General features: G+C 72.3%; 11 protein-coding genes. 5 read left to right on the top strand and 6 right to left on the bottom strand.

The features are described 5' to 3' along the window. Window positions 1-61: 61 nt before the first annotated feature. Entirely contained in the window at window positions 62-3292 is a 3231-nt protein-coding gene (locus ACFQS1_RS22580) for a heavy metal translocating P-type ATPase (RefSeq protein WP_378971541.1), read from the bottom strand. Window positions 3293-3521: 229 nt separating this feature from the next. Here ACFQS1_RS22580 and ACFQS1_RS22575 point away from each other — a divergent pair, with 229 nt between their 5' ends. Beyond that, on the top strand, window positions 3522-6437 hold the full coding sequence (locus tag ACFQS1_RS22575; protein ID WP_378971539.1) for an AfsR/SARP family transcriptional regulator: 2916 nt from the start codon (window positions 3522-3524) through the stop codon (window positions 6435-6437). Here ACFQS1_RS22575 and ACFQS1_RS22570 read toward each other — a convergent pair. After that, window positions 6430-6615 carry a heavy-metal-associated domain-containing protein gene (locus tag ACFQS1_RS22570; RefSeq protein ID WP_378971536.1) on the bottom strand — a complete coding sequence of 62 codons (186 nt, stop codon included), beginning with the start codon at window positions 6613-6615 and terminating at the stop codon, window positions 6430-6432. The two genes, ACFQS1_RS22575 and ACFQS1_RS22570, sit on opposite strands and share 8 nt — an antisense overlap. A gap of 251 nt (window positions 6616-6866) precedes the next feature. On the opposite strand from ACFQS1_RS22570, the gene ACFQS1_RS22565 reads away from it, so the two are divergent. From ACFQS1_RS22565 to ACFQS1_RS22550, 4 genes are all read left to right on the top strand, one after another. After that, entirely contained in the window at window positions 6867-7619 is a 753-nt protein-coding gene (locus ACFQS1_RS22565; RefSeq protein ID WP_378971534.1) for an ABC transporter ATP-binding protein, read from the top strand. Between the two features lies 1 nt (window position 7620). Further along, entirely contained in the window at window positions 7621-10137 is a 2517-nt protein-coding gene (locus tag ACFQS1_RS22560) for an FtsX-like permease family protein (RefSeq protein WP_378971531.1), read from the top strand. A gap of 98 nt (window positions 10138-10235) precedes the next feature. Then, window positions 10236-13304 carry an EAL domain-containing protein gene (locus ACFQS1_RS22555; protein ID WP_378971529.1) on the top strand — a complete coding sequence of 1023 codons (3069 nt, stop codon included), beginning with the start codon at window positions 10236-10238 and terminating at the stop codon, window positions 13302-13304. 427 nt (window positions 13305-13731) lie between these two features. Further along, on the top strand, window positions 13732-14343 hold the full coding sequence (locus ACFQS1_RS22550; protein ID WP_378971527.1) for a DUF6642 family protein: 612 nt from the start codon (window positions 13732-13734) through the stop codon (window positions 14341-14343). Window positions 14344-14565: 222 nt separating this feature from the next. On the opposite strand, the gene ACFQS1_RS22545 is transcribed toward ACFQS1_RS22550, so the two are convergent. From ACFQS1_RS22545 to ACFQS1_RS22530, 4 genes are read right to left on the bottom strand one after another with little or no spacing between them, the layout of a single operon-like run. Continuing rightward, on the bottom strand, window positions 14566-16671 hold the full coding sequence (locus ACFQS1_RS22545) for a DEAD/DEAH box helicase (protein WP_378971524.1): 2106 nt from the start codon (window positions 16669-16671) through the stop codon (window positions 14566-14568). A gap of 6 nt (window positions 16672-16677) precedes the next feature. Further along, window positions 16678-17979, bottom strand: a complete 1302-nt coding sequence (gene brxD, locus ACFQS1_RS22540; RefSeq protein WP_378971522.1) for a BREX system ATP-binding protein BrxD — start codon at window positions 17977-17979, stop codon at window positions 16678-16680. Next, window positions 17976-20678, bottom strand: coding sequence for a BREX-2 system phosphatase PglZ (gene pglZ, locus ACFQS1_RS22535; RefSeq protein ID WP_378971520.1), 2703 nt, complete (start codon window positions 20676-20678; stop codon window positions 17976-17978). Before pglZ ends, brxD begins: the two co-directional genes overlap by 4 nt. Then, window positions 20675-24355 (bottom strand): phage resistance protein, encoded by a 3681-nt coding sequence (locus ACFQS1_RS22530; protein ID WP_378971762.1) that lies wholly within the window; start codon window positions 24353-24355, stop codon window positions 20675-20677. The genes pglZ and ACFQS1_RS22530 overlap by 4 nt, the downstream gene beginning before the upstream one ends. Between the last annotated feature and the right edge of the window lie 62 nt (window positions 24356-24417).

Genomic DNA, 24417 nt, shown 5'->3' with positions numbered 1-24417 from the left:
GAGATCTTCCCGCCGGCCGGCCAGGCCCCCGAGGCGTGGGCCTGGTGACCGGCCGGACGGTTCAGCCGGCGTCGGGGACGGCGACCGTGAAGGCGGTCGTGCGCACCACGCCCTCGGCGTCGCGGAACTGGCCCCACAGCCGGTACAGGCCGGGCCGGGGCAGGTCGGCGTGGACGGTCAGCTCCGGGCCGAACCGGGCGGAGGGCAGGGCGAAGACCGGCCGGCCCCGGTCGTCCTCGGCCTCGGCGTGCTCGTGCGCGAAGCCCGAGCCGTCGAGCGGCATCACCACGACGTGCCCGGCCGCCGCGAGGTACGGCCGCAGGCCGGTGACCGGCTTGCCCGTGTCGGCGTCGGCGAACCGGTAGGTGAAGGTGCTGGCACCGAGCTTGGCGTCGCCGTCCAGGGTCACCCGCATCCCGCCGACGATCTGCGTGCGCGGCGACGGCCCCGGCTCCGGACCGGATCGCGGGGTGCGCCCGTCGACCACGACCTCGCTGCGGGCGAGCAGGTCGCTCATCTGCCCGCGGCGGCGGAACTCGGCGTGGACGAGGTACCGGCCGGCGGTCGGGAAGGTCAGCTCGGTGCGGAAGACGCCGGGCACGCCGGTCGGCTCCGGGTGCAGGTGCAGGAACGTGCCGAGGTCGTCGCGGACCACGATGAAGTGCATCCACGCCTCGTGGCCGCGTCCCACGTCCTCGATCGGCCGGCCGGTGGCCGCGTCGGCGATCCGGATCTGGGCCGTCGTGCGGCGACCCGGCATCGCGCCCTTCGGAACCTCGACGCCCACCCGGATGCCGGCGTCGGCGACATCTCGCGGCTCCGCGTCGGTCGCCATCATCACGCTCATCGCGGGCCGCATCGGCATGCCGGAATCCTGCACCCAGGCGAGCACGCCGTTCATGCCCCGGCGGGCGGTGTCGGTGCGGCTCAGCGCGGTCAGCCCGGCGCCCACCGCGAGGGCGAGCACGGCCACCCCGGCCAGGTACGCGTAATCGCCGAACCGCCGGCGCGCGGTGCCGTCGAAACGGCGGAGCCGGGCCGCGTTGGTGATGACGCTGACCGAGCTCATCGCCATCGCGGCGGCGGCCAGCGAGGGGTCGAGCAGCGTGCCGGTGAACGGCCAGAGCAGGCCGGCCGCGATCGGCACGAGCAGCAGGTTGTAGCCGAACGCCCAGGCCAGGCCCTGCTTGATGGTGGTGACCGTGCGGCGGGACAGGGCGATGGCCGAGACGATGCCGCGCAGGTCGCCGCCGACCAGGGTGATGTCGCCGGCCGCGATGGCCACGTCGGTGCCGGTGCCGATCGCGACGCCGAGGTCGGCCTGGGCCAGCGCCGGGGCGTCGTTGATGCCGTCGCCGGCCATCGCCACCACCGCGCCGTCGCGCTGCAGGCCGGCGATGTGTGCGGCCTTGTCCTGCGGCCGGACGTCGGCAATGACGTGCTCGATGCCGACCTCGCGGGCGATCGCCTCGGCGGTGAGCCGGTTGTCGCCGGTGAGCATCCACACCTCGAGGCCGAGGGCGCGCAGCCCGTCGATCGCCTCGCGGGACTCGGGCTTCACGGTGTCCGCGACGGCGATCAGGCCGGCCAGGGCGCCGTCGACCGCCACATACATCGGGGTGGCCCCGCCGGCCGCCATCCGGTCGGCCTCGCCGGTGAGCGCGACGGTCGGGATGCCGTGGGCGGCCAGCAGCGCGGCGTTGCCGATCAGGACGGTCCGGTCGCCGACGGCGGCCTCGATGCCGTGGCCGGGCCGGGCGCGAAACTGGCGGGCCGGGCGAAGCGACAGGCCACGATCTTTCGCGTACGCCACGATGGCGGCGCCCAGCGGATGCTCGGAACCGACCTCCGCCGCCGCGGCCAGCGCGATCAGGTCGTCCGCGCCGACGCCGGCCACGGGCCGGACCCGGGTGACCGACGGGCGGCCGCGGGTGATCGTGCCGGTCTTGTCCAGCACCACGGTGGTCAGCCGGCGCGCCTGTTCGAGCGCCTCGCCGCCGGAGAGCAGGATGCCCAGCTCGGCGGCCTTGCCGGTGCCGACCATCACGGCGGTCGGGGTGGCCAGGCCGAGAGCGCAGGGACAGGCGATGATGAGTACGGCGATCGCGGTGCCCAGGCCCAGCGTCACTCCCGTGCCGTCGGGGCCGAAGGTCGCCCAGGCGGCGAAGGTGAGCACCGCCGTGGCGATGACCGCGGGCACGAACCAGGCCGAGACGCGGTCGACCAGCCGCTGCATCGGCGCCTTCGCGCCCTGCGCCTGCTCGACCAGCCGCACGATCTGGGCCAGCGTGGTGTCGGCGCCGACCGCCGTGGCCCGCATCAGCAGCGAGCCGGTGCCGTTGAGCGCGGCGCCGATCAACCGGTCGCCCGGCTCCTTCTCGACCGGCATGCTCTCGCCGGTCACCACGCTCTCGTCCACCGCCGACGAGCCCTCGGCGACCACGCCGTCGACCGGCACCTTCTCCCCCGGCCGCACCCGCACGAGGTCGCCGACCGCGACCTCGGCGATCGGGACGGTCACCTCGTCTTCGCCGCGGACCACCCGCGCGGTCGGCGGCTGCAGGCTCATCAGCGCCCGGATCGCCGCGCCGGCCCGGCGCATCGCGCGCGCCTCCATCCACCGGCCCATCAGCACCAGCGCGATGACCACGACGGAGATCTCGAAGTAGACGTGCAGCGGCAGGCCCGCCCTCTCGGCGGCGGCGGGCCAGAGCGTCACGAAGGCGCTGTAGCCGTACGCCACCGTGGTGCCGAGCGCGACAAGCGTGTTCATGGTGGCCGCACGGTGCCGGGCGGCGGCCCACGCGGCGGCGTAGATCGGCGCGCCGGCCCCGAACTGCACGATCGTCGCGACGACCAGCAGCAGCGGCATCAGCCAGTCCATCGTGTCGATGGGCAGCGGCAGGTACATCAGCACCATCATGGCCAGGCCGACCGGCAGGCTGAGCTGCCAGCGGCGGCGCAGCGACACCAGCTCGGGCGCGGGCGCTTCCTCGGCCGGCTGCTCCCCGGGCCGGGCCGGCTGCTCCGCGGGGCGGGCCGGCTGCTCCGCGGGCCGGGGCGGGGCGGGGACCTTCGCGGTGTAGCCGGCGGCTTGCACGGCCGCGGCCATCGCGTCCGGGCCGACCACGGACGGGTCGTAGGTGACGGTGGCCACCTCGGTGGCCAGGTTGACCGCGGCCGCCTCGACCCCGTCCAGGCGGATCAGCGCCTTCTCCACCCGGCCCACGCAGGAGGCGCAGGTCATGCCGCCGATGTCGAGCCGGCCGGAGGCGGCCGTCGATGTCGTCATGTCGGACTCCCTCATCGGGCCCACACCGGGTGGCGGGCCGTTGCCGACGAGGTTGTCCGGGCGCGCTGTCCAACCGCTGTCCACGGCCGACAGCCGGCGGACAGCGGGGTCGCACCGTGCGGGTCGGCGGCGACGGCGACGAGGCGGCCGTCCGGGCGGCCATCGCCGACGCCGGCTACGCGGCCGCCTGAGGTCGCGGCGGAAGCCTGACCAGCTACGATGGCGCGTCATGGCACAGGTGTCGATCCGGGTGCTCGGGCCGATCGAGGTCCAGGCGCCCGGACACCCCGCGGTCTCCCCCGCCCCGGCCCTGCGCGCGCTGCTCGCCCGGCTGGCGACCACGCCGGGCCGGGTGGTGTCCGCGGACGCCCTGATCGACGCGCTCTGGGGCGAGGAGCTGCCGGCCGACGCGGCCAACGCCCTGCAGATCCGGGTGTCCAAGCTGCGCCGGGCCCTGACCCGGGCCGGGCTCGACGCCGACGCGCTGGTCACCCGCGCCCCCGGCTATCTGCTCGCGGTCCCCGCCGACGCGGTCGACGCGTACCGGTTCGACCAGCTGGTCGCGGCCGGTGCGCACGACGAAGCGCTCGGCCTGTGGCGCGGCCCGGCGCTCGCCGACGCCGGCGACTCCGAGTGGGCCCGCGCCGAGCGCGGCCGCCTGGAAGAGAAGCGGCTGGCCGCGGCCGAGGACCGGCTCGAGCGGCTGGTCGGGGCCGGCCGGCACGCCGAGGCGGTGGCCGAGCTGGAGGGGCTGATCGCCGAGCATCCGCTGCGGGAACGCCTGTACCGGCTGCTGATGCTCGCGCTCTACCGGGGCGGCCGGCAGGCCGACGCGCTCGCCGTGCACCAGCGGCTGCGGGCGCGGCTCGCCGACGAGCTCGGCATCGACCCGTCCCCCGATCTACAGGCCTTGACCGAGGCTATCCTGCGCCAGCAGGTGCCGGCCGCGCCCTCCGCCGCCCCGCCCCCCGCGCCCGTTCTGCCGACCTCCGAGCCCGGGTCGCCGGCCCCCGCACCTGCTTCGGCGACGCCCGCGGCCGCCTCGCCGGCCGCCCCGGCCACTTCGCCGGTCCCGCCGCGGCTCACCTCCTTCGTGGGCCGCGACGCCGACGTGCGCACCACGCTCGACCAGCTACGGACCGCGCGTATCGTCACGCTCACCGGGCCGGGCGGCGTCGGCAAGACCACGCTCGCCCTGGAGACGGCCCGGCAGGCGGCGGACGTCCACATCGTCCGGCTGGCCGGGCTGGCGCCGCAGGCCGACGTGGCCGAGTCCCTCGCCACGCAGCTCGGGTTGCAGACCCCGGCCACCGGCGACCAGGCCGTCGAGGCGGTCGTCGAACACCTCCGGCACCGGCACGTCCTGCTCGTGGTGGACAACTGCGAGCACGTCATCGACTCCGCGGCCACCGTGATCGACCGGGTCGTGCACGGCACCACCGGCGTCCGGATCCTGGCCACCAGCCGCGAGGCGCTCGCGGTCCCCGGCGAGACGCAGATCGCGGTGGGTCCCCTCGCCGTACCCGTCGAAACCGCCACCCTCGAAGAGATCGCCGCCGCGCCCGCCGTGCGCCTGTTCCTGGATCGCGCCCGCAGCGTGCGGCCGGGCCTGCCGCTCGACGAGGACGCGTGCCGGGCGATCGCCGAGATCTGCCGCCAGCTCGACGGCATGCCGCTGGCCGTCGAGCTGGCCGCGGCCCGCGCCAAGGCCCTGCCACCGGCCGAGATCGCCGGACGGCTGCGCGACCGGTTCGCGCTGCTCACCGCCGGCCCGCGCGGCAGCGAGGCGCGGCACCGCACGCTGCGCGCCACCATCGACTGGAGCCACGACCTGCTGCCCGCCGACGAGCGGCGGCTGCTGCGCCGGCTGGCCGTCTTCCGCGGCGGCTGGACGCTGGAGGCCGCCGAGGAGGTCTGCGGGTTCGCCGGCGCCGAGCCCGCCGACGTACCCGACCTGTTGTTCCGGCTGGTCGACCGGTCGCTGGTCACCGCGGACCCGGCCACCGGCCGGTTCCGCCTGCTGGTGACGATCCGCGAGTACGCGTCGGGCAAGTTGCGCGACGCGGGCGAGGAGACCGAGGTCGCCCGGCGGCACCTCGCCCACTACGCCGACCTGGCCGAGCGCTACGGCCCGCTGACCCGCTTCACCGGACCCGCCTGGGATCGCATCGCCGAGGAGCAGGACAACCTGCGGGCCGCCCTGGAGTTCGGCCCGCGCTCGCCGGACGGGCTGCGGCTGACCCTGGCGCTGATCATGTTCTGGAACTACGGCCGGCGCTTCGAGGGGGTCCGCGCGATCGAGGCCCTGCTGGCCGGCGACGGCCTGTCCGACGACGCCCGGGCGCGGCTGCTGCAGGCGTACGGCTTCCTGCACGTCTACTACCCGACCGCCGAGTCCCGCGCCGCGTCCCGGGCGAGCCTGGCCCTGTTCGAGGCGCTCGGCGACGAGCACAACGCGGCCATCGCCCGCCTGACGATCGCCTTCGAGGGCCAGTACGGCGGCGACGCGCCGGAGAATCTCGCCCTGGTGCGTCGGGCCCGCGAGGTGCTCGGCGACGTCGACCGCGGCTGGTGGCGGGCGATGACGTACCACGTCGAGGGCCTGATCGAGCTGCGCACCAGCGCCTTCGAGGCCTCGGCCGGGCACTTCCGGCACAGCCTCGAGCTGTTCCGGGCCGCCGACGACCGGCTGATGAGCAGCGCGCTCGAGGCGCACCTGGGCATCGCGCTGCGCGAGAGCGGCCGGCTCGACGAGGCCGTCGCGGTGCTGGAGCGGGCCGCCGACCAGTGCCGCCGCACCGGCTCGCTGCACGGTCTCGCCTTCGCGCTGGTCCAGCTCGCGCACACCCGGCTCGACGCGGGCCGGTCCGAGCGGGTGCCGGCCGAGCTGGCCGAGGCGGACGAGGTGGCGGCCCGGGTGCGTAACCCGCGCAACCCGGCGTGGGCGGCCTGGGGCCGGGCCCGGCTGGCGCTGGCGGCCGGCGATGCCGTGGCGGCGGCCGACGACTGCCGCCGTGCCGCGGAGCTGCTCGCGGACCGCGAGTTCCCGTGGGCGCGGGCCCGGTTGTGGGCGACCTACGCCGAGGCGGCCCGGGCCGCGGGCCGGCTCGACGAGGCCGAGCGGGCGCGGGGCGCCATCATCTGAGGCCGGCGCGGTCGCGCGCGGCCCGGATCGACCCGAGATCCATGTCGCCGGTCACGACCAGCCGGCCGGGATCCACCCGCACGGACACGACGCCCGGCACGTCGCTGACGTGCCGGCTCAGCCGGCGCACACAGCGCCGGCACAGTCCGCCGGGCACCGGAACGGTTACCTCAGTCATGGGAGCAGCGTGCCGCGGGCCGCTGTCCAAACGCTGTCCGCCGGGAAACAGCCACCGGACAGCGCCTCTCGCGAAGCTCGGCATCGTCAACCACCGCCGAGCGACCCGGGAGGTCCGCCGTGCTCACCCCGTACTCCCTCGATCTGCAGCGTGCGCACCACGCCGAACTGCTACGCAAGGCCGCCGCCGCCCGCTTGATCCGTCGCCGGCCCCGGTGGGGCCGCCGGCGCGCCGCCTGAGAGGAGCCGATCATGACCAGCATCGCCATCGAGGCCCGGGACCTTGTCAAGACGTACGGCAAGGGCGACACCGCCGTGCGTGCCCTGGACGGCGCGAGCCTGACCGTCCCGGCCGGCCAGTTCACCGCGATCATGGGGCCGTCCGGCTCCGGCAAGTCCACCCTCATGCACGCCCTCGCCGGACTGGACGAAGTGGACGCCGGGCAGGTGCTGCTCGGCGGGGCCGACGTGACCCGGCTCGGCGAGCGGCAGCGGACCCTGCTGCGCCGCGACCGGATCGGCTTCGTCTTCCAGAGCTTCAACCTGGTGCCGACGCTGACCGCCGCCGAGAACATCCACTTGCCGCTCACCCTGGCCGGGCGACGCCCGGACGCCGCATGGGTCGACCGGCTGGTGACCACGCTCAGGTTGAGCGAGCGCCTGCACCACCGGCCGGCTCAGCTCTCCGGCGGCCAGCAGCAGCGCGTGGCGGTGGCTCGCGCGCTGGTGGCCCGGCCGGAGACCGTCTTCGCCGACGAGCCGACCGGCAACCTGGACTCCCGCGCCGGCGAGGCGCTGCTCGGCTTCCTCCGCCACGCCGCCCACGACCTGGGGCAGACCATCGTCATGGTCACCCACGACCCGCACGCCGCCTCGTACGCCGATCGGATCGTCTTCCTCGCCGACGGCCGCGTCGTCGGCGACCTCCTCGACCCCACCCCGGCCGAGATCCTCGGCCGGATGGCCGGCCTCGAGCCTGCGACCGCCGCCCGCAAGGAGAACTGACATGTGGCGCCTCATCGTCCGCAACACGCTCGCGCGCCGGGGCCGCCTGGCGCTGACCATGCTCGCCGTGGTTCTCGGCATCACCTTCGTCAGCGGCGCGCTGATCCTCACCGACACCTCCCGGCAGGTGCTCGACGACCAGTTCCGCACCGCGAACGCCGGCGTCGACCTGGTCGTCCGGGACGCCGCCGCGTTCGGCTCGGCCATGGGCGTCGAGGTGGAGCGCGATCCGCTGCCACCGGACACTGTGGACCGGGTGCGATCCGTGCCCGGGGTCGCCTCCGCCGCGCCGGTGGCCCGCGGGCAGGGCCTCATCGTCGCCGGCGGCCGCGCGATCGTCCCGCCCGGGCGGTCGCTACTGCAGTCCTGGATCGAACCGCCCGCCGGGGCCTTCACCCTGCGCGCCGGGCGCGCCCCGGCGGCCGGCGGCGAGGTGGTCGTCGACGCCGCCACCGCCGATCGATACGGCATCACCGTCGGCGAAGCGGTCACCGTACGGGCGAAGACCGACCTCGCCGGCCGGGTCGTCGGCCTCGCCGGATTCGGCGACCGGCCCGGGCTGCCGGACAGCACCGTGGCGCTGGTGAGCCTGCCGGCCGCGCAGCGAATGCTGGGCTTGAACGGCGGGAGCACCGAGCTCGCCGTCAGCGCGGCCGACGGGGTCGACCCCAACGCCCTGCAGCGGCGCGTCGCCGCCGCCCTCGGCAGCGGCTACGAGGTCACCGCGAGCCGCGACCTCGCGGCCGCCGACGCCGCCGCGGCCCAGAACCAGCTCGGCTTCCTGCGGGTGATGCTGCTGGCGCTGGCCGCCGCCGGCCTGCTCGTCGGCGCGTTCCTGATCGCGAACACCTTCTCCATTGTGGTCAGTCAGCGCGTCCACGAGCTGGCGGTGCTGCGCGCCGCCGGCGCCACCGGCCGGCAGGTGCTCGCCTCCGTGCTCGGCGAGGCCCTGCTCATCGGCCTGGTCGCGTCGGCCGCCGGCCTGGCCGCGGGCGTCGGCGCCGCTGCCGGGCTGCGGCGCCTGACCGCCGCGTTCGGCATCCTGCTCCCGGACGGCGGGATGGTGCTCGGCGGCCGGACCGTGGCGCTCTCCTTCGGCATCGGCGTGCTCGTCACCGTGCTCGCCGCGCTCGGCCCGGCCCGCCGCGCGGCCCGGGTGGCCCCGGTCGAGGCGATGCGCCGCTCCACCGCGGCCGAGCCGATCGGTGCCACACGCACGATCGGCGGCACGACCCTGACGATCGCCGGCGCGGCGGGCGTGACCGCGGCGATCCTCGGCGCCGGCGGCCTGGCGGTGCTCGGCGCGTCCGCCGCCGCGCTGGTGATCGGGCTGACCATGGCCGCGCCCGCGCTCACGCCACGGGCCGCTCGCGTACTCGGCCGGCCGCTGCACGCGCTCGGCATGCCCGGCCGGCTGGCCCGCGCCTCGGCGGCGCGCACCCCGCGGCGGACCGCGGCCACTGCCCTCGGGCTCGCCCTCGGCCTGGCGCTGGTCAGCTTCACCGCCGTGCTCGCCACCTCGGTGCGCAACGCGGTGCGGCAGAGCTACGCCGAGGTGATCAGCGCCGACCTGGTGGTGGAGAGCTCCCGCAACGAGATGCTCGGCGGCCTGCCGATGTCGGTCCACCACCACGTGGCGGCGCTGCCGCAGGTGGCGGTCGCGTCCCGGGTGCGCTACGGCCATTGGAAGGACGGCCAGATGACCCAGGCGCTCACCGCCGTCGACCCGGACACCCTCCCCCGGGTCACCACGCTGCGACTCGACGCCCTGCGCTCCGGCGGCGTCGCCCTCGCCGCACACGTGGCCGCCGAGCGCGGCGTCGCGGTGGGCGACACGCTGGCGATGACGTTCTCCCGCACCGGCACCCAGCGCCTGCCGATCGTCGCCCTGCTTCCCGACCGCGACGCGCAGGCGCTGCAGACCGACTATGCGATCTCGCTGGACACGTATGCCCGCAACTACGCCGAGGACATGGACGCCAGCGTCTTCGTCAAGCTGGCCGACGGCGTGCCGGCGGCCGAGGGCCTGCGGACGCTGCGGGCGGCCCTGCAAGACAACCCCATTGCCGAGGTACGCGACCAGGCCGCGGCCGTGGCCGGCCGGACGCGCACCGTCGACCAGGTGTTGGGGCTGGTCACCGTGCTGCTGTTGCTCACCATCGCGATCGCCCTGCTCGGCATCACCAACACGCTCGCGCTGTCGATCGTCGAGCGCACCCGGGAGATCGGCATGCTCCGCGCGGTCGGCATGACCCGCGCCCAGCTCCGCACGATGGTCCGCGCCGAGGCCGTACTGATCGCGGCCCTCGCCACGGCGGCGGGGGTGGCGCTGGGGGTGGCCTGCGGGGCGGGGGCGGTCCGCTTGCTCGGCGACGCGGTGCAGGCTGCGGTGGTGCTGCCGGTGGGGCGGTTGGCGTCGATTGTCGCGGTCACTCTGGGCGCGGGGATGGTCGCCGGGCTGCTGCCGGCCCGGCGGGCGGCGCGGTTGGATGTGTTGAGCGCGATCGCCAACCCGTGAGGGTCCGTCGCCGCCCGGCGTCCAGCGATTGGCCTGACGATGATCCGCATTCGGCTGAGAGACCGGCGGCATGGTCTTAATCTTGAGGCGTCCGCTCGGTGCCGGAGGTGCTCGTGGAGAGGCACGGCCCCGTCGTAGGGGTTCTCGCGACCTCGTTCGGGGGCCCGTACTTCGGCGGGCTGCTGGGCGGGATCAAGGCCGCCGTGGCGGCGCAGGGCGGCCGGCTGATCGCCATCCAGACGCTCGACGCCGGCACGTTCAACACCGATTTCCGGGATCCGCCGGCCTACAGCCATCGGGTGGCGTGGGAATCCATCGACGGCTTCATCACCATCCTCACCGGGGCGAACTCGGACTATCTCCGCGCGGCCCAGGAGTCCGGCCGGCCGGTCGTGGTCGTCAGCGACTACCCCGACGGCGTGAGCTGCCCGACCGTCGGACCGGACAACCGGGCCGGAACCTCCGCCGCGGTCCGGCACCTGATCGAGCACGGGCACACCAGGATCGCCTTCGCCGGGCATCTCGAGCAGGTGGATGCCGGCGAACGGTACGAGGCCTACCGGTCGACACTGCTCGCGCACGGTATTGCCCCGGACGACAGCCTGTTCTTCGACACCGGCAGCATGCAGGAGGGCGGAGGCGAGCGGGCGGCCCGCGCGATGCTGGCCGCCGGGCTGCCGTCGACGGCGGCGGTGACCGGAAACGACCCGAACGCCTTCGGCCTGATCCGGGCGCTCGCCGCAGCGGGCCACGACCTGCCCGGCGACCAGGCGGTGATCGGTTTCGACGACCAGCAGGGCAGCGCGTCGATGATCCCGAGCCTGACCACGGTCCGGCAGCCCCTCGCCGAGATCGGCGGGATGGCCGCACGACTGGTCCTGCGGATGGTGAACGGCGAGCCGGTGCCGAACGAGCGATATCAGCTCCCGACCTCGCTGGTGGTGCGGGAGTCGTGCGGCTGCCCGGGCCCACTGGCGCTGTCCTCGGGCCGGATCGTGGACGGCGCCGCCGACGCCGGCCGGTTGCTGGCCGAGATCCGCTCGGTGGTGGACCGGGACGCGCCGGTCTGGTCGCCCGGCGCCCACGCCGCGGAACTGGAGGTGGCGGTCAAGAGCCTGGCCTCGGCGCTCACCGACGCCGCCGCCGGCTCGCCGACCCCGACCGGCACGGAACTGCGCCGGCTCCTGCTGCCGATCGCCCGGCGCCTGCAGAACTACGAGGTGGCAGTGGCCGTGATGCGGTTGATCCGCGACTACGGCCGGGCCGTGCAGACCTCGGCCGGCGCGGACACCGCGGTCCACCGCCGGGTCGAGGACGTGGTCTACCAGGTGTTCGCCGTGCTCGCCCAGGCACAGTCCTCGTTCCAGGTGGCGCACGGCCGGTCCACCATGTCCGCCCTGGGCACCCAGTACTCGGTGAGCATGCAGTTGTTGCGCAGCCAGGAACGCGATCCCCGCTCGCTGGACTGGTTGCGGATCACCGACATCCGGGGTGGCTGCCTGGGCCTGTGGCCGAGCGGGACGGACCGCCGCGACGGGTTCCTGGACGTCATCGCGACCTTCGACCGCCGGGCCGACGCGGCCGTCCAGGGCGGCGGCCGGGTCGAGATCGAACGGTTCCCGCCGGCCGAGGTGATCGACCTGGCCGACTCCGCGGCCGACGACATGATCTACGTCGCCCATCTCAAGGTCGACAACGGCGACTGGGGCATGCTCGCCCTGGTCGGGCCGATCCAGGCGGGCCTGGCCGAGGGCCGCGAGACGATGAACCAGTGGGCGGCCCTGCTGAGCGTCGCGCTGGAGCACGACGCGGTTCTGCAGACCCTGCGCGAGCAGGAGGAGGTGCTGCGCCGGGCGGCTCTCTACGACGACCTCACCGGGCTGCCGAACCGCAGCCACTTCCGGGACCGGCTGATGCTGGCGATGGACCGCTCGGCGTGCCGGGATGGGCTCGGCTACGCGGTGCTGCTGCTCGACCTGGACGGTTTCAAACTGGTCAACGACAGCCTCGGGCACGAGGCCGGCGACCAACTGCTGCGGGAAGTCGCCGGCCGGCTCACGGTGGAGCTGCGTGCCAACGAGGTCGCCGCACGCCTGGGCGGCGACGAGTTCGCCGTCCTGATCGAAGACTTCGCCGGACCGCAGGCGCCGATCGTGCTCGCCGAGCGCCTGCAGGCCGCCGTGTCCGCCCCCTGCCACGTGGCCGACACCGACGTCGCCGTCACCGCGAGCATCGGCATCGCGCTCGGAACCGACAACTACACCGACACCCAGGCGGTGATGCGCGACGCCGATGCGGCCATGTACTACGCCAAGAGCAACGGCAAGCGGGGGTACGCCTTGTTCACGCCCTCGATGCACACCTCGGCGATGGACCGGCTGCGCACCGACGCCGAGCTGCGCCACGCCATCGACGACGACCAGCTGGAGCTGTTCTATCAGCCGATCATGGCGCTGGGCACCGGCCAGGTCGCCGGGGTCGAGGCGCTGCTGCGCTGGCGGCATCCGACGCGTGGACTGCTCGTGCCGCCGGTGTTCCTGCCCATCGCCGAGGAGAGCGAGCTCGGCGTACGGATCGGCGCCTGGGTGCTGCGCACGGCCTGCCGGCAGGCCGCGCAGTGGTGCCGGGAACCGGGCCGCGAGCGGTTCCGGATGAGCGTGAACGTCTCGAACCGGCAATTCTGGCAGGGCCGGCTGATCGAGGACGTGATCGACTGCCTGGACGCGTCCGGCCTGGACCCCGGCTGCCTGGCTTTGGAGATCACCGAGGGCGTGATCATGCACGACGTGCGGCAGGCGACGCAGCTGCTGGCCACCATCAGCGAGATGGGCGTCGAGGTGCACATCGACGACTTCGGCACCGGCTACTCCTCGCTGGAGGCCCTGCACCACCTGCCCTTCGCCGCCCTGAAGATCGACCGCTCCTTCGTGTCCCGGCTGACCACCAGCGCGCGCAGCCGCGAGCTCGTGCGCACCATCGTCACCATGGGACTCAACCTGGATCTGCGGGTGATCGCCGAAGGCATCGAGACTAGCGAGGAGCTGGAGCTGGTACGCCAGCTCGGGTGCACACACGGTCAGGGCTATTGGTATTCGCGGCCGGTGCCGGCGGAGGAGTGCTCCAGGTTCTTGGCCGAGCATCCCGAGACCACGGCCGGACACCGCTGACGCTCCTGCCCAACGGTCGGCCCTGCGGCGGCGCCATCGTCCACGCCTGTTTCTATCCGACGGCAGAGAGGCTGCGGCCGCTTCGCGGCCGCCTGGCCGGCTCAGCGAGTCTGGATCGTCAGCTGGGGTTCGGATGCCGGCTTCGCCCGTGTCGCGCGACCCGGCGACGGCTGGCTGCCCTCCGGATACAACGTGACACCGGACTGTGTGGCAAGGCTCGGAACCGGACACAAACCAGACGCCAGCCGCTCCGGTGCCACACCGAAAATCGTGACGAGCGCGTCATCATCCGAGCGGTCGGGCGCCTGGCTCCGGCTCGTCACCATGCCGGCTTCCAAGCGGCTCTCACCGGATCGGCCGATACTTATCCCGCCCTGTCCTTGCAAGACTTCCGTCGATCATTAAGTCGCAACGGAAGAGGCAAGGGATGTCCCGCGGCGGGGTTTTCTGTGTGGAAGGCCAATGGCATCGCAACCTCGATGAGGAGGGTTCAGTCCTTCCGACGCTGGAACTGCTCGAGCGGCTACGCCGGATTCGCTACATCCACAAGGATGTAGCAACCGCGGACGAACTTAGATATTTCCTCGGGCGATGGGCGCTGCGCCAGTACGCCGACTATCACGTCGGCTTCTTCGCCATGCATGGTGAGCCGGGGAGGCTCTGGTTGACGGACCAGCACAGCGTGGATCTGATGGACTTGGCCGCGCCGCTGGCCGGCCGCTGCGACGGTCGACGCCTCTACTTCGCCAGTTGTTCCGTGATGCGCTTCTCCGACGCTGAGTTACAAGACTTCCTCAGGACTACCGGCGCTGCAATGGTTTGCGGATACACGCGGAATGTCGACTGGGTTGAGTCCGCGGCGTTCGAGACTGTTCTCCTGGATGTCATGGTTAACAGCTCCCGGCACGACGGCGCAGAGCAACGCCTGGGATCCACGCGGTGGGCGGCGCTAGCGGCGAGCCTTGGCTTCAGGGTGATGTACCTGAACGGGAAGACGTGGCGACCGCGGCTCCCAGTTTCGGCACACACGGGATCATAGTTTCTTCATTCAAAGCCTCGTCGGCACGGCACCTGTGCGAGACGGCTCTCGTTGAGCCTGGTTGCGGCCGCCTCGGCGCGTACAGCGAATTCGTACGCGCCAATCAGTTGGAAGCAGAATCGACAACGTCGTCGGTCACGTATCCTCGAAGCCTTCAGCCATTATCAATGCGGCCTGGGGGCCAGCAGCATTGTCTCCCAAAATACGTCCCTGACGCTCGCGTCAAGCAATAGTGACAAACCGAGTGGGTTCTTCAAGCACGCGCTCTGCACCGCGCAAATCAGCCAGGCGGGCGGCGAGCGTGGCGACGGCAAGGCGTTCCGGAAGCGCCTCGCTGAACTTGAGACCGTTGAGCGCTCGTTTGTTCACCTCGGGCAGGCAGAGACGCGAGTTCGCGTCGGCTGTCAGCTCACGCCAGGCCGCGGAAGTCAGGTCCTCGCGTAGCCGGATGTACTGGTCGTTGAACTGCTGCCCGGGATCGGTCACCTCGCTGAGCGTGGCAGTAAGCGTGGCGTTGGCGCGGAAGCCCGCCCAAGTCCACCACTTCAGGTCGCCGCTCTTGTCGCGCAGGATCACGTTGCCCCCAGGATGCACGAGCGACGCAGACTGCTCGCGCTCGTCGGCGAGCCGATCCACGGCCCGTCTGGTCAACTGCACCGGTGGGTCCGCGCCGAGCAGGACGTCCCGCATCGCGCGGGCGAGTTCGTACCCAGCGCCGGCCAGACCCCGCGATGTCCATCGCGCGCGGCCGCCGGAGTCGACCGGTTCGACGAAGCAGCGTCGACGCTTCCAGTCGATGTAGGTGACCTGCCAGCTGCGCCCGGAGAGCAACAGCCTGCGCGGGCCTTTCACCTCTTCGACCAGCAGATAGGGGTCGATCTTGCCGAGCTCGCTGCGGCCGACGAGCACGGTGAACTCGGGGGCGCCGAGGAAGACGGCGGTCATGCCCATGAAGTGTCGGCGCCCGAAGCGCTTCTCCGCCTCGGATCCGATGAAGTGCATGCCGGCGTCGCTGTCCAGGTAGCCCTCCCGGGCCAGGTGACGGACGATCGGCTCGGCGCTGTCGTCGAAGGGCGGCAGGCCGTTCCACCACTGCCGCCACGTCTGGTCGCCGACCTGATGCTCCTGCAGGCAGAGCGCCATCATCTGCTGGGCGACGATGTGCCGCGGCTCCGGCGTGGGCGTCACCGGCTCGACCCAGCCGCTTCCCCACAGTTTCAGCAATGCAGCTGCTTCCACGAGGGTCTCGCCCTTGAGGGTAAGGAAAAGGCAATTGCGTACGGCGTCAGCACGCCGGCCGGTTCTGCCGAGGCGCTGCAGGAAGCTCGCCACAGTGGACGGCGCGTCGATCTGGATGACGCGGTCGAGGTCGCCGACGTCGATGCCGAGCTCCAGCGTGCTGGTGGAAACGATGACGCAGTCCCGAGCCTCGGCGAACGCCTGCTCGGAGCGGCGGCGCTCGTCCGTGGAGAGCGAGGCGTGCGACAGGAACGTGGTGATGCCGTGGCCGCGCAGCATTTCGCCGAGTTCCTCGACGGTTTGCCGGGCCTCGCAGAACACCAGTCGCTTCTGTCCGGCGTGTAGTGCGGCAATGACCTTGGCCGCGTTGTCGAGAGAGCCGACGTAGTCGAGTTCGATGTCGCCGGGCGGCACGGTTCCGCTCACGCTGACCGGGAGATCCGGGGCGACGACCTCGCATGGTCTCGTGCCGGCGCTAGCTCCTTGCAGCCATTCCAGCAACTGCCGAGGGTTTCCCACAGTCGCGGACAGGCCGACGCGCTGCAGCGGCCGACCGACCAGGTGGGTCAATCGTTCGAGTACGGCGAGGAGGTGCCAGCCACGGTCGTCGCCGGCGAACGCGTGCACCTCGTCGACGATCACCGTGCGGAGCCCCGCGAAGAAAGCGCGATGGTCGACCTTCGTGCTGACCAGCATCGATTCGAGGGACTCCGGGGTGGTCAGGAGGATGTCCGGCCGCTCCGCCAGGATGTTGCGGCGGCCGCCCATCTTGACGTCGCCGTGCCACAGGCCGACCCGGCGGCCGATCCAGCCGGCGTATCGCTCCAGGCGCGGTTCCAGATTGTTGAGCAGCGCCTTGAGCGGGCAGAGATAGAGCACCGAGGTGCCGGTCCAGTGCTCGGCCGCCATGCGGGTGAGGATCGGGAACGACGCCGCTTCTGTCTTGCCACCCGCGGTGGGGGCCAGGAGCAACGCGTCGTCGCCCGCGACAAGCGGTGCCACCGCGGCGCGTTGCAGTGGACGCAGGTCCGGCCAGCCAAGTGTGTTGACGATGTGGTGAATCAGGACTGGGTCGAGTTCGGTTCCCACGTGCGCCTACAGCTGCAGGTTGATGTCGTCGGCGCTGGCGGCATTACGTTCCACATCGGTCAGTTCGTCCGAGCGCACGGTGAGCGCGTAATGCTGGCGAGGATCCCAGTCGGCGAACTGATCGACGCGGTCGAGCACGTCGGCGACCAACTTCTTGAGATAGACACGCGGCGCGACACCGACCTGGCCGCCGAGTTTGCCGGTGACCGCCGTGGCGAGCTGTCGCAGATAGTCGTCATCGACTCGATCAGCGACCGCCGGGCTGCCGTAAATCTCGCGTACCCGGGCGCCGAGCTCGACCAGCGCGTCAAGCGAGAATCCCGGCAGGCGCAGCTGCGTGGCTCGCGGGTTGTCCCAGCGGGCGTCCGGTCCGAAGTCGGTGGCGAGCCGCTGGGCCAGCGGGGCGAGCCGTTGCACGCCCTGAGTGCCGTCGTAGAAGGCGGGCGTACCGGTGATGATCAGGAACAGGCCGGGGAAGCGCCCGGCGTAGATGTCGTCGATGAGTTGCCGGAGCGCGTTGAGCGCCTTGTCCCGGGCGTCCGACCGGACGCGCTGCAGAGTTTCCACCTCGTCGAGCACGAGCAGCAATCCGGGATGGCCGCTGTCGCGCAGCACGGTGAGCAGTCCCTGCAGGAAGCTCATCGCGGCGAAGTGGTCCAGGTCGCCCTTCACACCGGCGGCGCGCCGGGCAGTCGCGGCGACGTGCGGCTGGCCACCCAGCCAGGCGGCGAGCCCATCGGCGTTGACGTGGTCGGCGGCCGCGGTGGCGGCTCGATAGCCGCGCAGCGCGGCCGCGAAGCCAGGTGTGCTGCGGGAGATCTGCGCGAGCCGTACCTCCAACAGGTTACCCACGGCGGCGTCGAGCGCTGCCTGGTCGTCCTCGGCGACCGTGCCGCCGGCAAGCACGTCCTCCTCCAGCGCGAAGATCCAGCCGTCCAGGATCGGGCGGAGCGCGCTGGGCGGGAACTGCTCGGTGCTGAGGTTCTCGACGAGCCTGCGGTAGACCGTCTCCATCCGGTGCAGCGGCGTCTCCAGCTCGGAGATCTGCACCTCGGCGGCGGCGAAGCCCCGGCGCTTCGCTCGCTCGGCCAACCAGCGGGTGAAGAACGTCTTGCCGGCGCCGTACTCGCCGCGAATGGCTTTGAAGACGCTGCCGCCCCCGGCGACCCGGTCGAGATCATCGTCGAGGGCGGCCTCGAATCGGCCGAGGCCGACGGCGAGGGCGTCCAAGCCGTTCATGGGTACGACGCCGCGGCGCAGGGCATCGATGATGTCCTTACGCCGCCGCGCGGAGATCTCGAGACTCATCTGCCACCCAGGTGGAACTGCTCGACGAGCAGGTCACGATCGAGCTTGACGGTCACGTTGTCGGGATCGACGGACAGCACCGGGTATCCCTCCACCTGCAGCAGCTTGCGAAGGGCGGTGACTGTGCCGACGATCCGCCCGGCTGGGATGCCAGCGCGGGCGGCCAAGGTGTCCATCGTGGCCCGGTTGCCGCCCGCGATCAGCGCGCGGAGCAGGGCGCCGACCCGCTCGTCCGGCAGGGGCGCGCGCGGGTCGCGACGTTGCCGGTAGACGTCACTGGCGAGCAGTTCCGCGACGAGGTCCGGCCCGGCCGGGGCGGGCGGGGTTTCCGGCTCCGCCGTGGCATCCGGGGCCAGGTCGAACAAGCTCTCGGATTGGGCTTGGGGTTTGCGTTGGGCCGGCCGCCGGGCCGGGACAGCGGCAGGCACCGCCGAGGGCTCGACGGAGAGCGATTCCCGCCACCAAGGGGGGCTGGCGACGGGGGCGGGGCTCCAGCCCGGCACGGCGGACTCGTCGCCGTCGGTGAGCACGAGCAGCGGGATGACGGCCTCGGCCGCGGACGCGCCGCCGTGGTAGCCGGCCTTGCGCGGACCGTACCGAAGCTCCTCACGCCACGGCAGCACGACGGCGCCGCCGCCCTTGGCGACCCTGCTTCCGCGAACCAGCACCTCGCCTTCGCCGGCCGGCGGGTCGGCCGGCCGCCAGCGGTTCTCGCTGCTCGGGCTCGGTCGATGGACGGCCTCGGGGCCGCGGTCGACGACGTGGCCATGATCGGAGACGATCACGACCACCCGCCCGTCGGCGAGCATGAGCAGGTCCCGGATGCTTGGTATGGTCTCGCTTCCCCAGACGGTGGTGCCGGGGTCGCTGCGGTCCAGGGCGTCGTCGATGGTGTTGACCACGGCCGCGACCAGCGGAACACCCGGATCGGCGAGGGCGTCCGCCACGTCCCGGGCGATCGCGGTGCCGGCCTGCCCGCGCAGCTTGCTCTTGTGCAGCAGCACCCCCTGCGGGAACCGCTGCTTGAAAGCCTTCAGCTCGGCGTCCTGCTGGCCGACCGCTATCCTGCCGCTGATCAGGCTGCAGCGGCTGACGTCGGTGATCGTCGGGAGGGCGGCCAGCACCCCGGCCCGCGGTCCACCGCCCGGCGTCAGCTCCATCCACGTGCCGACCCGCGTGAGCGACTCCGCCAGCTCGGTGGCGGCCGCGACGCTCATGCCGTCCATGACCAGCAGCAGCGCGCGGCGGCCGGTGGCCAGGATCGGCTGGATGACCTGATCGAGCACGTCCTCGACCCGAATCAGCTTGTCGGGGTCCTGCTCGGCCTGGGTGGCCGCGGCGAGCAGCTCGGCGAACTGGTGGTCGTGGCGGGCCCGGCGGGCGTCCACGGCCCGGTGCAGCAGGTGCAGCGCCTCCGCGACCTGCGGATCGGTGTCGCCGGCGAAGATGTCCAGGCGCGCCCGATCGACCCAGCCGTCCTCGTGGACCTGGCGCTGCAGCGCCTCGTAGAGATTGGCCGGCTGCGGGTGGTCCGGCGCGGCAAGCCAACGCAGCAACCGTACGGCCATCCGCATGGTCTCGAGGCGCGACGGGTCACCACCACGGTGTTCTCCGAGCCGGACCAGCGCCACCTGAGCGGCGGCGATCCGGGACTCGTCGGCGGCACCGGCGGCGGGCACGGCGAGCCGGACCGCCGCGGCGACATCGCGAATCCGCTGTGCGAAGCCCGCGGGGAGCAGGTTGCTGCCGTCCAGCAGCGAGGTGGCGTCGACCTCCCGGGCGATGTGCTCGGCCCGCGCGAGCATCCGGTTGGCCTCGGCCGACCCACCCTCGACGCCGATCGCCCGGTCCACCCACGTCTCGGCGGCGGCGCTGAAGGTCCGCGCCTCCGCGTCGGTCAGCCGATGGCCGCCGAACCAGGATTCCAGCCGAGCGCGGGCCGCGGCCGTGTCGGTCGCCCGCTTACCGGTCGGCATCCGCTTTCCGGCCGGTGCGGGCCATAAAACACCAACAAGCAAACCTAGGGGTACGGCGTCAGCACCGTTACCGGCCCGCGCCGCCGCCACGACGGGTACGGCTACGTCGCCGGCGACCTCCACCAGATAGCTGGTGAGCCCGGTGATCAGCGTGTCCGGCAGTTTGGACAGGCGCAGCACCCGGGCTGCGTCGGTGCTCCACTGGATGAGCCCGGCGCCGTCGATCTCGTCGCGGTCGAGGCCCAGCAGCTCGGCAGTGAGACTGCGCAACGCGTGATCGCGGGTCAGCACGGACCCCTGTACCACCGGCCATTTGCCGGCCGGGGCGTAGGTGATCAGCGCCTCGGCGGCCCAGCGGCTGCGCTTGACCAGGTTGGGGTCGACCGTTTTGGCTTCGAACATCTGCATGGCGACGTCCCAGATATCGACCGTACGGACGTGCTGCTCACTGATATGAGCAAGCAGGCCCTCGCCGAGGTCGTCATTGGACAGCTCCGTCAGCAGCACCAGACGCTCGCCGCCGGCCCGCTCGTGCAGTGCGGCGCGGGCCGCGAGCGGTGTCGGGCACGGCACGATCCGCACGGTCGTGCCGTTGATCGACAGCACCGGAGCGTCCGGCCACTCCGGCTGGGCCCGCAGCGCGATGGCGGGCGCGGGGTCGTCCTTGTCGGCCAGCCAGGCCTCGACCCGACGCCGGATCGCGGCCGGCTGCGCCACGGTCACCGAGCCTCCCAGCGCACGGTGAGCGTCCGGCCCTTGCTCAGCTCGGCCTCGAGGTCGGTCATCAACTCGGCCAGCTCGGTGCCGGTGCTGACCGTGCGGTTTCGCTCGCCCGGCGGGTTCACCACCGGCGGCGCCGGAATGGGCGGGTTGGCAACGGGTGGCGACACGACGGGCGGACCGGGCACCGGCGGATTGACGACCGGAGGCTTGACGATCAGCTCGGTTGCCTCGTTGCCCGCGACGCGGAGGGCCTCCACCAGGTCGGCGGCATGTGCGTCGTGCCGCGCGGCGACGGCGAGCTTGCCCATGATCCGTTCGGCCTCGGCGTCGCCTGTCACCGCGCGCTGCCGCACGGCGTCGAACAGACTCCACTGTGCGTCGGCGAGGGCTCGGCTCACCGCTTCGGCGGTCTTGAACACCGCGCCGATGGCAGCGTCGTCGATGTCGAAGTCCACGGCCGCCAGGATCTCGATCAGGACCCGGTTGTCGGACTCGCCGCCGAGAGTCTCGAGCATCCTGGCAACCTTGCGGGCCTGGTGCAGACGCCCGCTCGGCTCCTGCGGATCAAGTCCGAGCGTGGCGGCGTGCTCCACCAATCGCTGCACCAGGACGGGCACCGCGGACCGGAACCGTACGGCCTCGGCTCGTACGCTCTGGGCCAACGCCGCCATGGCGGCCGGGCTCAGCCAGGTCGACACCGGCACCCCGAAGATCCCACCGGCGTGCCTGCCGGCAGCCGCCCACACCGACTCCGGGGGCAGGTCGATCTGGCGCAACTCCATGCCGTGGTCGGCGATGGCCTGCACGGCGTCGACCGTGGTCGCCGTGTCGCCCTGGTACCAGGCGAGCTGCTGCTCCTCGGCGAAGACCGCGATGATCAGGTTTTGCAGGTCCTTGTCGAAGCCGCGCGCCTCGGGCTCGTCCAGCAGCGACCGCAGCACGTGGACCGGGAAGCGCTTGGTGTAGTCCTTGCGCGCCGCGCCCTGCGTCAGGTGACCGCTCCACCAGCAGGTGCTTGCGGTCAGCACGTACCGGTGGTCGATCAGCTCGCCGAGCCGCAGCGGATTGCAGATCCGCCGGATGGTCTTCTGGTCGGCCTGGTCCACCGCGACGCCCTTGGTGGGGTCGGCGGCGGCGAGCTTCGCGTACCTGAGGATCTTGTTCAGCTCGGCCCGGGTCGGCGTCTTCTCGTCCTCGGGCAGGGCCGGCGTGCCCGGGTAGGACCAGGTCAGCAGCTCGCCGGTGAGGTTGACGAAGGCGTCGCGCAGCACCCCACCGCGCGGGTCACCGACCCGCAGGCCCTCGGCGAGGGTGTGCAGCACGCCGATGTTGTCCTGCTCCACGATGCCCGGCTCCGGCACAGCCGCGCCGTACGCCTGTTTGAGGGCGGTGAGCAGCGCCGACTTCAACTGTTGCTGGCGCAGGTTGAAGAACGCCTTCGCGCCCTCCCGCCAGGCCTTGGCCTGGTCGGCGGCGAGCGAGTCGATCCGGTTGCCGTTGGGCCCGTTCAGCAGATAGTTGACCTTTGCGAGCATGCCGACGCGGCCCATCGAGTCGTCGCTGAGGAACAGCGGCATCCAGAAGACGGACCGCGATCCTCTCTCCAGCGTCTCGATGCGGGCGAAGTCCTCGTTGCGCTTGTGGCCCGGGTCGAACGGGTAATCGATGATGACCCGCCAGCCGTCGCCGCCCGCGATCAGCGCACTGTCCGGCATGTTGTCGCGGTCGCGGACGTTGCCGAACCGCACGTTGATCACATGCTTGCGGCCGCGCCACTCCCGCACGTACGGGTACTCGCCGTACGTGCCTGCCTGGTTGTCCAGGCCGAGCTCGCCGCCGACCAGGTCGCGGATCAGCTGTTGCAGCACGCCCGACGCGGTCTCGTTAGCCGGGACCATGTCGATGAGTACGCCGTAGTCGTCGTCCGGGATCTCGACCTGGATGACCGGGTCGGGGCCGTCGGAGATGTGCAGCTCGCCGGCGTCCGCGTTGAGCTGCCGCATCCGGCCGAGGACGATCTGGTTTTCGTAGCCCGGCAGCGGCGACGCGATCGAGCCGAAGTTGAGCGCGTGCAGCTTGGCCGCGGTCAGGTTGTGCAGCGCCGGCACCTCGCTGACCAGGTATCCCAGGATCAGCGTCTTGATCAGGCGGTCGTCCACCTGGAACATCTCGTGCGTCGCGGCCTGCTCCTCGGTGACGCCGTGCAGGCCGAGCAGCAGCGGCCGGAACCGCTTGAGATAGCTCTCCCGAGCCTTCTGGAACTTGTGCTTGAGCTGCGGCCGGTCGGGCAGCTCGCCACGCAGCACGAGGGGCTCGAAAAGCGCCGACACCCCGATCAGATCGTTGACCCGCAGCGTGTCCCGCCGGTCGACGAGCAGCTCGGTCATCACCTTCAGCGCGGTCCGCTCCCGCTGCAGGGCCTGCGACAGCGCCACCAGCGTGGCGACCAGCGCCGGCGAGAACGGGTAGAGCCGCCGGAACGCAGCCGCGTCGGACCCGATGCCGGCGTCGCCGTACTGGGCGCCGAGCAGCAGCGTGTCCCACACGTCGCGACGGTTGCGCACCGCCGCGAATGCGTCGTCGATGACCTTCCGGGCGGCCTCGTCCTTCGGCTTGAGCAGCCGCTTCTCGGTGATCTCCGGCAGGTTGGTGTCGGCCAGCACGATGTCCTGCCCGAGCCGGCCCTGCACGCTGCGCATCACATCGGCCAGGGCCGCCCGCTCGGTGCCGCCGACTTGCGGGCCGAGGAACTCCTCCAGGTTCCGCTGCCGCGCCACGAACGACACGATCGGCAGCGGCCGGGCCGCGTCCGACGACTCGACCAGCTTGTTGAGCTTCGCACCCTCGGTCTGCACGAAGGTGTGGTCGGCGATCTTCGTGGACAGCCAGAGGATCAGCTCGTCGAGGAAGAACACCATCGCGTCGTACCCGAGCGCCTTGGCATGTCGAGTGACCACCGCGAGCCCGGTGTCGAAGTCGAGATACTCCCCGCTCTGCACCGCACCGGAGAAGAAGGCCGTCGTGAGCGCGCTGACCAGTTGGTCGCGCAGCGGGGTGCCGGGCGGCTCATTCGCCGCCTGGTCATACGTCTCCGCCGTCCAGTCGCCCTCGCTCGCCATCTCGGCCGCGAGCCCGCCACCGGATCCGCCGGCCGCTCCCCCACCGCCCAGCGCGGCGAAGAACTGCGCGTCGCCCATCCGCTCCCGCAGCCGCGCCGCGTCGGCCAGCAACGCATCCGAGCGGTGCACCGCCGGAATCGGCGCCTCCGGATGCAGCTGCCGGATCTGCCGCAGATACCCCTCGAGGACGGCCTGCTCCACCGACCGCGCGTCGAGCATGTGGAACGTGAGCGTCAGGAACTTGCGCCCCTTCAACGCCGAGTCGGACTTGTCGATCGGCTCCGCCAGACCGCGGACCGCCCGCGCCTCCGGGTTGTGCCGCAAAATCTCGCGCAGCACCGCCATGAAGTGCGACTTACCGGAACCGAACGAGCCGTGCAGGAACTTCGCCTGCGACCGCCCGGTCTGGACCGCGTGCGCGACCATGCTCAGCGCCTCGTCGAAGTTCCGCTTCAGGTCCTCCGTCACGACGTACCGATGCAGGTCGGCACCCTCGGACGCCCGGACCACGAAGTCGGCGTCGCCGACCGACTCCGGAATGTCGATGAGGTCACGCATCAGGGTCAACGTCCCACTCCTTACCCGTCGCCCGATCCTATGTCGAGGGACCGGCAGCTCCC

This window comes from Paractinoplanes rhizophilus, assembly GCF_042664765.1.
GTDB lineage: Bacteria > Actinomycetota > Actinomycetes > Mycobacteriales > Micromonosporaceae > Actinoplanes > Actinoplanes rhizophilus.
Note: the sequence above shows the minus strand (reverse complement) of the source record. Positions and strands in the feature narration are given on the sequence as shown.

Coding starts and splice junctions, on each gene's coding strand:
- ACFQS1_RS22575 (WP_378971539.1), top strand. CDS start 3,522: ATGGCACAGGTGTCGATCCGGGTGCTCGGGCCGATCGAGGTCCAGGCG.
- ACFQS1_RS22580 (WP_378971541.1), bottom strand. CDS start 3,292: ATGACGACATCGACGGCCGCCTCCGGCCGGCTCGACATCGGCGGCATG.
- ACFQS1_RS22550 (WP_378971527.1), top strand. CDS start 13,732: ATGTCCCGCGGCGGGGTTTTCTGTGTGGAAGGCCAATGGCATCGCAAC.
- ACFQS1_RS22565 (WP_378971534.1), top strand. CDS start 6,867: ATGACCAGCATCGCCATCGAGGCCCGGGACCTTGTCAAGACGTACGGC.
- ACFQS1_RS22530 (WP_378971762.1), bottom strand. CDS start 24,355: ATGCGTGACCTCATCGACATTCCGGAGTCGGTCGGCGACGCCGACTTC.
- ACFQS1_RS22570 (WP_378971536.1), bottom strand. CDS start 6,615: ATGACTGAGGTAACCGTTCCGGTGCCCGGCGGACTGTGCCGGCGCTGT.
- ACFQS1_RS22560 (WP_378971531.1), top strand. CDS start 7,621: ATGTGGCGCCTCATCGTCCGCAACACGCTCGCGCGCCGGGGCCGCCTG.
- brxD (WP_378971522.1), bottom strand. CDS start 17,979: ATGAGTCTCGAGATCTCCGCGCGGCGGCGTAAGGACATCATCGATGCC.